Raw genomic sequence first — 13,046 nt, 5'->3', positions numbered from 1 at the left:
GGAACCTGTTTGTTCGCTCCCGGTCTCGTGGATATTTAAACGGTTGCCGCCATGCCTGAAACCTTTTATTCCCAGCCTCTCGAAAAGCTGTTTGATCAGCTCGGCGCTTCACGCAGCGGCCTCACGGAAACGGAGGCCGCCGCGCGCTTGGAACGCTACGGCCCCAATCGCCTCGAAACCGCGCCATCGGCCAGCCCCTGGAAGCTGCTCGCCGAGCAGTTCCGCAACGTTCTCATCATCACCCTGCTCATCGCCACGGTGCTCTCGGCCTTTCTCGGCCACGGCATCGAAGCGGTCGCCATCGCGGTGATCGTGCTCTTCGCCGTGCTGCTCGGCTTCGTTCAGGAGTACCGCGCCGAGAAGGCCATCGAGGCGCTTCGGCAGATGGCCGCTCCAGCTTCGAGGGTGATTCGCGACGGACGCGAACAGATGATTCCGGCTCTGGAGCTGGCGCCGGGCGACCTCATCGTGATTGCCGCCGGAGACCGCATTCCGGCGGACGCGCGGCTCGTCGAGGCGGTGAACCTGCGCATGGACGAGGCGGCGCTGACCGGTGAATCACTGCCCTCCGAAAAGGACTCTGCCGTTACGTTGCCGCCCGAGACGGCTATCGGCGATCGGCGCAATATGCTTTTCGCGGGCACCTCGGCGGTGCACGGGCGCGGCCTGGCTCTCGTGACCGCAACGGCGATGCAGACCGAGTTCGGGCGTATCGCCGGAATGTTGCAGCGGGTCGAGAGCGAAAAGACGCCGCTCCAGAAAAACCTCGACAAGGTTGGCGCTTCGCTCGCCCGCGCCGCGCTGGTGATTGTGGCGGTGATCGTCGTGCTCGGCATCGTGCGCGGCCAGCCCTTCATAGAAATCCTCATCTTCGGCATCGCGCTTGCCGTGGCGGTGGTGCCGGAGGCGCTTCCGGCGGTGGTTACCATTTCGCTCGCCCTCGGTGTGCAGCGCATGGTCAAGCGCAACGCGCTCATGCGCCGCCTGCCCGCCGTCGAAACCCTCGGCAGCACCACGGTCATTTGTTCTGACAAGACGGGCACCCTGACCCGCGACGAAATGACCGTCCGCCGCCTCTACGCCGCCGGACTCGACCTCAGCGTTGCCGGTTCGGGATACCGCCCGGAGGGCGAGATGAAGATCGACGGCGCTTCCGGCGAGTTGCCGCAAGCGGCCCGGGAGCTGTTGCAAGCCGGGGCGCTTTGCAACGACGCCACGCTCGCACAAGCGCCGGAGGGGGAGTGGAAGATTTCCGGCGACCCGACTGAAGCGGCGCTCGTCGTCGCCGCCAGAAAAGCAGGGTTTGACGAGCACGATCTGCGCAACCGTTTTCCGAGAATCGACGAGCAGCCTTTCTCCTCCGAAACGAAGCGGATGGCGACGGTTCACCGCTCGGACGCCTCGACCTTCACTATCGTCAAGGGTGCGCCGGAGGTGATTCTGCTCGTCTGTTCGCAAGCTCTCGATACTGCCGGAAAGCCCGAAGCGCTCGACGATCCGGCGCGTCGTGATATTCTCGAAAAGGTGGAATCGATGGGCCGCGACGCGCTTCGGGTGATCGCCATCGCGCGGAAAGAGAGTGCGGGCGCTGCGGATGCATCGGACGGACTCACCTTCCTCGGCCTTGCCGGGATGATCGATCCGCCTCGCGACGAGGCGAAGTCGGCCGTCGAGCGCTGCGTCGCGGCGGGCATCCGGCCGGTGATGATTACCGGCGACCACCCGGTGACGGCGCGGGCCGTGGCGCGTGAGCTTGGCATTCTGCGCCAGGGGCGCGTCCTCGCCGGGGTGGAGATCGAGGCGATGGACAACCGTGAGCTTGGTGAGGCCGCCGGAAGCGTCGAGGTGTTCGCGCGGGTCTCGCCGGAGCACAAGCTGCGCATCGTCGAGGCGCTTCAGAAAAATGGCGAGGTGGTCGCCATGACCGGCGACGGCGTCAACGATGCTCCGGCGCTGAAAAAGGCGGACATCGGCATTTCGATGGGCATCTCCGGCACCGAGGTGTCGCGCGAGGCGTCGGCCATGACGCTGCTCGACGACAACTTCTCCACCATCGTGGCGGCCATCGAGGAGGGGCGCGGCATTTACGACAACATCAAAAAATATCTCACCTACCTGCTCTCCTCCAACATCGGCGAACTTGGCCTCATGGCCGGAGCGACGCTCTTCGGCATTCCGCTGCCGCTGACGGCGGTGCAGATTCTCTACGTCAACCTCGCCACCGACGGCCTTCCGGCGCTCGCCCTCGCGGTCGATCCCGCTGAGCCGGGCATCATGCAGCGCCCGCCGAACGACCGGAAGCGGGGCATCTTCACCCGCCCGGTGATGGCCCTGATGCTTGCCGGCGGCCTCTGGTCCATGCTCGTGAACCTGGTGCTTTTCGAGTGGGCGCGCCACTCCGGACGTTCCCTCTCGGAGGCGATGACTATGACCTTCGTCTCCCTCGTGCTCATTCAGTTTTTCAAGGCATACAACTTCCGTTCGGAAAAGGAGCACGTTTTCAGAAAGCCCTTCTCGAACCGCTGGCTGAACCTCGCCATTCTTTGGGAGCTTGTCATGCTCGCGGCGATCATTTACGTGCCCGCGCTCACCGCGCCGTTCGGCACCTTCGCCATGCCTGCCGAGGACTGGGTGATCGTGGTTGGCGGCGCACTGACCATCGTGCCGGTTATCGAAGTGGTGAAGTGGCTGATCAGAAGCGGGCGGCTGTCGTCGTGAAAAGCTGGGAAAATCTCTGTATATTCAAGGGTCTTTAACCTTTACGCCTTGCCCTTCAGGGTGCTTTCCCGTCAACCACCAGCGCATCTGCCTGTGAAAAACAGCTTCAGAAAAAAGCCGCTTTCGCTTCTCATCGAGGAGATGAAAAGCGAGCACCGTCTGCATCGCGTTCTCGGCCCGTTGGCCCTTACCAGCCTCGGCGTCGGCGCGATCATCGGCACCGGTATTTTCGTGCTTATCGGCGTGGCCGCGCACGACAAGGCCGGTCCCGCCGTGACGCTCTCCTTCGCCATTGCCGGACTGGCCTGCGTCTTCGCGGCGCTCTGCTACGCCGAGTTCGCCTCGATGGCTCCTGTCGCCGGTTCCGCCTACACCTACGCCTACGCCACCCTCGGCGAACTCTTCGCCTGGATCATCGGCTGGGATCTGATTCTCGAATATGCCGTCGCTTCGGCCACGGTGGCGCACGGATGGTCGCACTACTTTCAGGATTTCATCGGAATATTCGGTCTGCATCTGCCCGGAATTTTCTCGCGAGCGCCGCTCGACTTCGATCCCGTGACCGGTTCGCTCGTGCTGACCGGCTCGATGTTCGATCTGCCCGCAGTTTTGATCGCGCTTGCGGTGACAGCAGTTCTGGTCAAGGGCATCCGCGAAAGCGCCGGATTCAATACGGGGATGGTGATCGTGAAGGTGGCCATCGTGCTGCTGGTCATCGCCCTCGGCGCGCAGTACGTGAAGCCCGAAAACTGGCAGCCCTTCGCGCCGTTCGGTTTTTCGGGGCTGAGCGTCTTCGGCCACACCATTCTCGGCCAGACCGGCCCCGGCGGAGCGCCGGTCGGCGTACTTGCCGGGGCGGCGATGATCTTTTTCGCCTATATCGGCTTTGACTCGATTTCGACCCACGCCGAGGAGGCGCGGAATCCGGAGCGTGACGTGCCGATCGCGATTATCGCTTCGCTCATCATCTGCACGGTGCTCTACATCGCCGTGGCGACGGTGATTACCGGCATGGTGCCGTACCAGCAGATCAACATCGACGCGCCGGTTTCCGACGCCTTCAAGCAGGTCGGCCTCGGCTGGGCGCAGTTCCTCGTTTCGCTCGGAGCCATTACGGGCATCACCTCGGTGCTGCTGGTCATGATGCTCAGCCAGCCGAGAATTTTTCTGGCGATGGCGCGTGATGGCCTCTTGCCGAAAGAGTTTTTCGGCGCGGTGCACCCGAAGTTCAGAACGCCCTGGAAAGCGACCATTCTTACCGGCGTTTTCGTGGCCATTCTCGGCGCGTTCCTGCCGCTCCGGCTGCTTGCCGAGCTGGTCAATATCGGCACACTCTTCGCCTTCGTCGTGGTCTGCGCGGCGGTGCTTATCATGCGGCGCACCAATCCGGAGGCGGAGCGCCCCTTCAGAGCGCCTTTCGTGCCCTTCGTGCCCATCGCCGGAATCCTGACCTGCCTGTTGCTTATGTTCTCGCTGCCCGCCGAAAACTGGTGGCGGCTCATCGTCTGGCTGGTCATCGGCTTTGGCATCTACTTTTTTTACGGATGCCACCACAGCATCCTGAACCAGCGCCCGGATTGATCGACGAGCCTCCGGACGGGAGCGCTTTCCTCGCGCGGAAGGCTCCCGGGCTGGCCGGTTTCGAACTTCCCCGGTTTTTTTTCGAGCCTGCTTAGGCCCCCATCGTGAGTTTGCGTATATTGTTGCGCTTAATTACGCAATAACAGGAAATACAAAAACTCATTCCCCCTGGAGGAAAACGATATGCAGACCATTTATGCCGATGGCATCGCGAACATGATTCTCGTTGACGGCGTCGTTCGCTTCGATCTTGTCAATGTCACTTCGGTCGAGAAAGACAAGGAACCCAATGTTCGCCCAAACGCAACGCTTGCCCTTTCTCTGCCCGCATTGATCCGTATTCAGGACCAGCTCGGCAAGATGATCGACAAAATGGTTCAGGACGGCATTCTCACCAAGAATCCTTCTCCGGCCAACTGATTCGCCGTTAAAAGACTTTAAGGACAGCAAGGATATAAAGGTCGCCGATTCTTTATGCTCTTGCTGTTTTTTTTGATTTTTGTCTGTTGCTCCGCTTATCCCTCTTCTCTTTTTTCCCCGTTTTGTGGACGCATATCATTTGGCGGCAAGCGGCGCGGCTTGTTGCGATTTCCCGAAATCCTATATTTCAGGGCGTCGTTGAAACCCTAAGCTTTCTAAATCCATGCCCGAACCAATGTTTCCCTGTCCCTGCGATGAGCGCGTGCCGCTTGCAACTGTCGGTTATTATGCCATCGGCGGGGAGGCTCGCTGGGTCGCGCGTCCGCGCAGCGTGGCGGAACTCGCCTCGGCGCTCGACCGGTGCCGTCAGCTTTCGCTTCCGGTCATCATTGCCGGAAAGGGGAGCAACATGCTCTTTTCGGACGAGGAGTTTCCGGGCGCGGTTATCGTGCTCGATGCGATGAATCGTCTGTTCCGCGTCTCCGATAGCCTGTTTTTCTGCGAGGCGGGTGTCGAGAACACCGATGCGGCGCTCGCGATTCAGCAAGCGGGGCGGAGCGGCGGCGAGTGGCTCTATCGCCTGCCGGGCGCCATCGGCGGGACGGTGCGCATGAACGGCCGCTGCTACGGGCGCGAAATTTCCGCCGTGACGCGGAGCGTGGTGACGGTCGGCCTCGATGGCGCGGTTCGCTGGCGCGCCGCCGGGGAGGTGTTCCTCGGCTACAAGGAGACCAGCCTGATGCGGAGTCCCGAAATTGTCGTCGGCGCAGTGCTCGAATTCGCGGATGAGGACGCTCCCGAGGCCATCGAAGCGCGGATGCTTGAATACGGCGACGACCGCGACGCCAAGCATCAGTTCGACTTTCCGAGCTGCGGCTCGACCTTCAAGAACAGCTACGAGGCGGGCAAGCCGAGCGGGCAGATTTTCGACGCCCTCGGCTTTCGAGGCCGCCGCGAGGGCGGAGCACAGGTGAGCGATCATCACGCCAACTTCATCTTCAACACCGGCGCGGCGCGAGCCGTCGATGTCCTGAAGCTCGCCGCCGCCATGCGCTCGGGGGCGCGGGAGCAGGCGGGCGCGGCGCTGGAACTTGAACTCCAGTGCGTCGGACTGTTCGAGACCGCGCTGCTCGACGCCTGCGGCATCGCCTCGACGCCGGAGCCAACGCGCCCCGGTTTCGGATGGGCGGGCCTGTTGCGCTTCCCGGATGCTCGTAACGACGCCTTCCCGCGCAAACTGCTGCACGGCCAGGCGCTCGACTACTTCTGCCGTGACGCCGCGTTTCCGGCGGGCATCACCGTAGAAGTCGAGCAGCTCGTTCCGCTCGCCGAAGCGCGAAAATCGCCGGAGCGTCCCTTCATCCGCTGGACGACGCGCGACGAATCGGCAAACGCTTTTTCGCTCCGGCCCGACGCGCCCGCCGGAGCATTTGTCGATCATCTCTGGGAGTCGAGCGTCTCCGAGCTGTTCATCGTCGACGGCGGCGGAAGCGCGGAGTACCTCGAATTCGAGGTGACGCCACAAGCCCACTGGCTCGCCCTCCGCTTCGACGCCCCGCGCCAGCGAGCCGCCGGGCACGAAACCCCGTCGGACGCACTCTGGCGCGGCCAGGCAACGCCCTTCGCCAGCGAAACCGGCTTCGGCATAGAGTTTTCGTACGCGCTCCTGGAGCCATTTATCCACGAAGATCGTCTGACGCTGCAAAACGCCGTCAGCCTCGGAGATGGCCGTTACGGTTTATTTCCGTGGTGGCACGACGAAGGAGCGCCGGATTTCCACCAGCCCGCGAAGTTTTGCGCGGTGAAGTTGGGGTGAAAAACGATAATGAATTATTATGTATATTTAAAAAATGATGACGTAATGCTATAAATAACATTTTATGTGATTATGTGCATAGATATCTTTTTGTTGATATATTAAATATTTTTCTTTATAAAAAACGCATAATTATGGATTTAGATGGACTAATATCTATAATAAAAAATGGCAATGCAGCTTTTTTTGTTGGGGCTGGTATATCTCGCCAGGCTGGTATACCTATGGCAAGAGATATTGAGTGTGGAATAATTAATGTGCTTGGTGTAGAGGATAATGATGCTGTGGTTTATAAAGAAAAACAATTGCCATTAGAAGCGACAATTGAGTCGATTATTAAATATACTTCGTCAAGCGAAAAGCTTTTTGCGATTTTTCATAACGTAAGTCCTCAGCGAAATCATCAACTGATTGCTCGTTTAGCTCACTCTGATAAATATCAGGTTCCGGTTGTTCTGACAACAAATTTTGATACTTTGATTGAACAAGCAGGTGCATTTAATGTTTTTGTGGATGGTGTTCATCAGCCGTCAATGATTAAAGGCTTGGAATTCCCTTGCCTTGTAAAATTGCACGGATGTGTGAATTCGATTGGCGCTCTTTGTGCAACAATTAAAGATGTTGCAAATGAAAGAGCCTTTGAAAGACGTAGATATGCTCTGAAGTATTTTTTAGATGGGGTTAAGATTAAAGATGTGATTGTTCTTGGATATAGTTTTTCGGATAAGTTTGATATTTCTCCTTTGCTTCGCGCATTACAATTGCCTGTGAGATTTTGGATTATTAATCACAATGATAGTAATCTTTTACGATCAAATTCTTTATCTGATATGCCTGACGATTATCCATTGAGAAGTTATGATGGGGCATTAATTGATTTGAATACTGATAAATTTATTGATGTACTATGGGCAAAAACACAAAACGATCCAGTGAATTCGTTGGCTTATGAGAAATTGCAATACGATGCTAAGCTTGCATTATGGAGAGATGATATTGAGTGGAAAAATGGATATGGAATAGTGTCGTTAATATCTGCTGTCTTATTTAGAAATGCTAATTGCTATAATTTAAGTAATCGTTATGCTGAGAGGGCTATGGGTGAATTTGATAAATCCTCGGCCTTGGATTATATGTGTATATTGAGTCAGTTAATGGGAGATAATCTGAGAGATTTAGGCGATTTGAGTGAGGCTGTAAAGAATTTTAAATATGCAAATAAGTATGCTAAAATATCTAATAGAGTTGACTATAGCGCTAAATCTTTGAATTCCCTGGGTGTGGTGATGGAAGACTATGCAAAAGATATGGATATAAAAAATGAATCGGCTTTTCCGCATTCGTCACGTAGGAAGGCAATTAAGTATTACGATTTAGCTATAAAAAGAGCTGAATATGTTAATGATAAAGAGCTATCTTCAATATGCGAAGCAAATAAGGCTATAGCAATGAAAAATATCCAAAATAAAAAATACAGAATTTATGCTTTTTCGATTTTACATAGATCGCTTAAAGTGGCTAAGAAAGTGGGTGATGTTAAGAGCGTTGCGCGTTATTATGGGATGATGGCGTCATGCCTGAGTTTGTTGGGTAGGAAAAAGTGGGCTATTGATTTATGGTTTCGTGCGATGCAGACTTCAAAGGACATTGGCGATTCACAACATGTCGCAATATGGACCGCAAATCTGGGCGAGGATTATATTGATATTGATAAGATTGAGGCAGAAGTTTATATAAATGATGCAAAAACTTCTTTCGCTAAACTAAAAATGATTCCTCAGGAAAAGTATTGTGATTATCTTTTGGAAAAGATGTGTAAAAATATATGATGTAAATAATGAATTTTGATAATGCGTTGTTGTCGTCCAGAGTATAGATTTTACCCCTGAGCATTCACCTGTTTTCGGTGTTCGCTCAGGGGGTAAATATTTATAGCGCTTTACGTCGTCGATCTCATTATCTCACAACTATCGGCATCTGTCACAATCCTCATCAGAGCTTCGGGGTGCCGCCGGGGAAGATGTTGAGCATTCTTGTTTTGGCGACTGGCCGTGATCTCATGTCGCTATTTTCGGGTGCTGTTTTTGCGCTGCTTGCGGCCACTCCGGCGCGGGTGTATGTTTCGAATGGAGCGAGCCTCGGGCCGCCGCCTTTCTGAGTTCCTGCGACGGCAGGTTTCGGCTTCGGAGCGGTGGCGGCAGGAACGCTGGCAAGCTTTGCCGCAATGGCGGGTTTCGGCTTGGGACTCCCGCCGGGAGGTGTATCGGATGGCTTGGCAGCAACGGCAGGTTTGGGTTTCGGCGATCCGCCGACAGGCGTGCTGGTTTGCTTGTCTGTTCTGGCGGGTTCCGTTGGCTGTGTCATGATAACCTCCTTGATGAATGGTTTTTAGTCAGGAAATCCAGGCGCATCGATGCCGGGTGAAGAAAAAAGCATCGAAAGCGAGTGAGTTACAAAGAAATCCGAAAAAACGCTCACGGCGTAAATCTCTGAAAAAAGGCAACTTACAACTCAGCAACGGGATGGGCGAAACAGTACTGCTCTTTGATGATCATCGGCTCGGAACTGCTTGTCGGCTACAGCCCTCGATAGGTATGACCTTGTATGGCTGATCGGCTTGAGTGTTATTTGCGTGTACGAAACACCTTTTTTCAAGCGCGATGTGCGGGCTGTATTTTTGAAAGTACATAATTTCCTTGAAGCATGGAAGTGATGAAGCGATAAGAAGTTGAAGAATGTTAGGGAATATTCGGAATCCGGAATTTGTTGGTATAGCCGTCCGTCCAATGTCACTTCATCATGACTGGCGGCGAAATCTCTTGATGATCTGAAAGCATTTTTTTCAAAGCCGGCGCATGATAACTTTAAAAAACAGTGATTTTTCGCTGAATCTTCTCATCGTCAACGGCTCATGAGGCAGCTCAACCGGAAACTTCTGCGCGACCTTCTGCACATGAAGGGGCAGATGCTGGCCGTCACGGCGGTGGTGGCGTGCGGCATCGCTATGTTCGTTTCGATGAGCAATGTGAAGTATTCGCTCGAAATGACGAGGGCCGACTACTACAGCCGCTTCCGGTTCGCCGACCTTTTCATGCAGCTCAAGCGCGCGCCGGAGTTCACGCTCGAAGCGGTGCGGCGCATTCCGGGCGTGGCGACCGTCGCGCCGCGCATCGTGACCAACGTGACCCTCGACGTGCCCGGCCTCGACGAACCGGCGACGGCGCAGCTCGTCTCCCTGCCCGACCGGGGAGCGGCGGCGCTGAACGGCGTTTTCATCGCCGAGGGGCGGATGATCGATCCGTCGAGGCCGGAGGAGGTGGTCGCGAGCAAGCCCTTCATGAAGGCCAACCGGCTCAAGCCGGGAGATCATATCGGCGCGGTTATCAACGGGCGCTGGAAGCGGCTCCTGATCGTGGGCGTCGGCCTTTCGCCGGAGTACATTTACGAGGTGCAGCCGGGCGCTTTTTTCCCCGACAACCGCCGCTTTGGCGTCTTCTGGATGAGCCGAAAGGCGCTCGAATCGGCGCTCGATATGAGCGGCGCGTTCAACGATCTGTCGCTGACGCTCACGCACGGCGCGTCCGAAAAGGAGGTGATTCGCCAGCTCGACCGGATGTTTTCGCGTTACGGTTCGCTCGGCGCGTACGGGCGCGACCAGCAGCTTTCCGACCGCTTCATTGGCGACGAGATCCGGATTCTCGGCATGGAGATCACCGTCTTGCCGACGATTTTTCTCGCCGTTGCGGTGTTCCTGCTCAACATCGTGCTTCAGCGGCTGGTGAGCACCCAGCGCGAGCAGATCGCCGTGCTCAAGGCGAACGGCTACGGCGATGAGGAGGTGGGGCTGCACGTGCTCGGTTTCGCGCTCGCGCCGACGGTGGCGGGGGTGATTGTCGGCACGGGGCTTGGCGCGTGGCTCGGCTCGGCGCTGTTGCAGCTCTACGGCGACGTCTATAATTTTCCGAGGCTGCTGTACGTTTTCCGTATGGAGAACGCGCTTGGCGCGGTGCTCCTGAGCTTTGGCGCGGCGGTTGGCGGCGCGCTCATGGCGGCGCGGCGAGCCGTGAAGCTGCCGCCCGCCGAGGCGATGCGTCCGGAGTCGCCGCCGGTTTACCGGCCCGGATTGCTCGACCGCTCGCCCATAGCGCATCACCTCTCGATGCCGGTGCGCATCATTGTGCGCAACATCGAGCGCCACCCTTTCAAATCGGCGCTCTCGGTGACGATGATCTCGCTCGCGGTGGCTATCCTCGTGGCCGGGCGCTACACCTTCGATTCGGTCGAGCGCATGAGCGAGGTGGAGTTCGGCTCGCGCCACCGGGAGGATGTCACCGTGATTTTCAACGACGCCATGCCGCCCTCGACTGCTTACAGCTTTGCCTCGATGCCGGGGGTGCTCGAAGCGGAGTACTACCGCGAGGAGCCGGTGCGCTTGACAAACAGCTACCGTTCACGGCGGCAGACGATCAAAGGGTTGCAGAAAACCGATGGCTTGCAGCGGCTTATCGACGCCCACGACCGCCCGCAGCGCTTGCCGGAGCACGGATTGCTGCTGACCACAACGCTCGCCGACCTGCTTGGCGTGAAGCCTGGCGACGTGCTGCGTGTCGATTTTCTGCAAGGCGCCCGCCGCTCCGTCGATGTGCCGGTGTCGGGAACCATCGACGAAATTCTCGGCCTGTCGGCCTATTTGCGTCTCGACGAGCTGAACCGGCTCGCCGGAGATGGTGGCGCGTTGAGCGCGGGTGTGCTGAAGATCGACGCTTCGCGGAGCGCGGAGCTGAACGATCGGTTCAAGCGCACACCGGGGGTGGCCGGGATCATGATGTTGCAGGCGCTGAAGAAAAGCTTCGACGAAATGATCGCCAAAAGCATGAACACCTCGACCTTCATTCTGACCTCGTTCGCCTGCGTGCTGGCGTTCGCCATGATTTACAACGGCGCGCGCATCACGCTCTCGGAGCGGGCGCGGGAGCTTTCGAGCCTGCGGGTGCTCGGCATGACCAAGCGCGAGATCGCGGTGATTCTGCTCGGCGAGCAGGCGATTTTCTGCGCTGCGGCCATTCCGCTCGGCTTTCTGTTCGGCATCATGCTCTCGACGCTGCTGGCAAAAGCGCTCAGCTCCGAACTCTACCGTTTGCCGCTGGTTTTCACCCCCGCCAACTTTCTTTTTGCCTTTGCGGTTCTGGTTACGGTTGCTATTGTGTCGGGAGTGATTGTCGGCAGGAAGCTCGTGACGCTCGACCTGATCGCCGTCCTGAAAACAAGAGAGTGATATGAAACCACTGAGTAAAACGCAGCGCATCGTCGCCGTGTCGTCCATCGCCGTGATTGCCTTGCTGTTTCTGGTGCTCCGGCCCGCGCCGCTGCCGGTCGATGCGGGCGTGGCGAGCTACGGACCGCTGGAGGTCTCCGTCGAAGACGAGGGAATCACGAGAGTGATCGACCGATTCACCGTTTCGGCTCCGGTCAACGGCAAGGTGCTGCGGAGCAAACTGGTTGAGGGCGACAGCGTCCGGGCGGGCATGACGGTGGCCGCAATTCTGCCGCCCGACCAGAATGCGCGGGAGTATCGCGAATCGGCGGCGCAGGCCGGATCGGCCTCGGCGTCGGCGAGCGAGGCGCTGGCGCGGCAGCACGAAGCCTCGGTGCGGTTCGCCCAGGCCCGCCTGAAGGCCGGGCGCTACGAGCGGCTCTACCGCGAAGGCGCGGTGTCGAAGGAGAGTAGCGAGCTGGCCACCGAAGAGGCTTCGGTGCTCGACAAAGAGACGCGGGCGGCGACGGCTGCCGTCCGGGCGGCGCGGTTGCAGGCCTCGGCGGCGGAAGCCCGCATCGATGCCGGAATCGCAAAGAAAGCTGTCGATGTGCGCTCGCCGGTCGATGGCAAGGTGCTGCGGATTCTCGAAAAGAACGAGCGCGTCGTGCCCGCCGGAACGCCGCTCTTCGAGATCGGCAACCCGGGGCTGCTCGAAGTGGTCATCGACGTGCTCTCTTCGGACGCCGTGCGGGTCAGGCCGGGAGACCGCGTCTGGCTCGAAGACTGGGGCGGCACGGGAGCGCTGGCCGGAGTGGTGAAACGGATCGAACCGGCAGCCTTCACCAAGGTCTCCGCGCTCGGCATCGAGGAGAAGCGGGTCAACATTATCGCCATGCTCGAAAAGCCCGAACCGCGCCTTGGCGACAACTTCCGCATTCAGGCGAGAATTGTGACGAGCCAGGCCGCTCGTGTGCTGCGGGTGCCGGTCAGCGCCCTTTTCAGAGGCGACGGCGGCTGGGAACTCTTCGTTATCGACGGAGGTCGCGCCAAAGTGCGCAAGGTGAAGATCGGTATGCGCGGAACCGACCTGGCCGAAGTGCTCGGCGGACTCCGCGAAGGCGAGCGGGTGGTGACTCACCCCCCGAACGAACTGGAACCCGGAATGCGCGTGGCCGCCAAAGGCGAATAAGGAATTATGAATTATGAGTGATGAATTATGAATTGAAGAGAAAAAAGAACGGAAAATCTTCTTTC

General features: G+C 57.8%; 8 protein-coding genes. 7 read left to right on the top strand and 1 reads right to left on the bottom strand.

Annotated elements, in window-relative coordinates; genetic code table 11:
- Positions 1-51 precede the first annotated feature (51 nt).
- The 5 genes from FGF66_RS00910 to FGF66_RS00890 all read left to right on the top strand — a co-directional run bounded on the left by FGF66_RS00910 (position 52) and on the right by FGF66_RS00890 (position 8,364).
- A complete protein-coding gene (locus FGF66_RS00910) occupies positions 52-2,718 on the top strand; it encodes a cation-translocating P-type ATPase (protein WP_139455818.1) in 2,667 nt (888 codons plus the stop codon).
- Between the two features lie 93 nt (positions 2,719-2,811).
- A complete protein-coding gene (locus tag FGF66_RS00905; RefSeq protein WP_139455817.1) occupies positions 2,812-4,299 on the top strand; it encodes an amino acid permease in 1,488 nt (495 codons plus the stop codon).
- A gap of 183 nt (positions 4,300-4,482) precedes the next feature.
- Entirely contained in the window at positions 4,483-4,719 is a 237-nt protein-coding gene (locus FGF66_RS00900; protein WP_139455816.1) for a hypothetical protein, read from the top strand.
- A 223-nt stretch (positions 4,720-4,942) separates the two neighbouring features.
- The gene (gene murB, locus FGF66_RS00895) at positions 4,943-6,535 is read left to right on the top strand and encodes a UDP-N-acetylmuramate dehydrogenase (protein ID WP_139455815.1); all 1,593 of its coding nucleotides are present in this window, start codon (positions 4,943-4,945) and stop codon (positions 6,533-6,535) included.
- A gap of 134 nt (positions 6,536-6,669) precedes the next feature.
- Positions 6,670-8,364 (top strand): SIR2 family protein, encoded by a 1,695-nt coding sequence (locus FGF66_RS00890; protein WP_139455814.1) that lies wholly within the window; start codon positions 6,670-6,672, stop codon positions 8,362-8,364.
- 163 nt (positions 8,365-8,527) lie between these two features.
- Here the strand turns inward: FGF66_RS00890 and FGF66_RS12485 are convergent, their stop codons facing one another.
- Positions 8,528-8,899: a hypothetical protein gene (locus FGF66_RS12485; RefSeq protein WP_170181128.1), complete on the bottom strand. Its 372-nt coding sequence runs from the start codon at positions 8,897-8,899 to the stop codon at positions 8,528-8,530.
- A 547-nt stretch (positions 8,900-9,446) separates the two neighbouring features.
- Here FGF66_RS12485 and FGF66_RS00875 point away from each other — a divergent pair.
- Together FGF66_RS00875 and FGF66_RS00870 are read left to right on the top strand one after the other, a co-directional pair.
- Positions 9,447-11,810, top strand: coding sequence for an ABC transporter permease (locus FGF66_RS00875; RefSeq protein WP_139455811.1), 2,364 nt, complete (start codon positions 9,447-9,449; stop codon positions 11,808-11,810).
- Position 11,811: 1 nt separating this feature from the next.
- Complete coding sequence (locus FGF66_RS00870; RefSeq protein ID WP_139455810.1) at positions 11,812-12,981, top strand: efflux RND transporter periplasmic adaptor subunit; 1,170 nt, start codon at positions 11,812-11,814, stop codon at positions 12,979-12,981.
- Positions 12,982-13,046 lie beyond the last annotated feature (65 nt).

Source organism: Chlorobaculum thiosulfatiphilum (assembly GCF_006265165.1).
GTDB classification, from domain to species: Bacteria; Bacteroidota; Chlorobiia; order Chlorobiales; family Chlorobiaceae; genus Chlorobaculum; species Chlorobaculum thiosulfatiphilum.
This window is presented reverse-complemented; position numbering and strand designations above follow the sequence as displayed.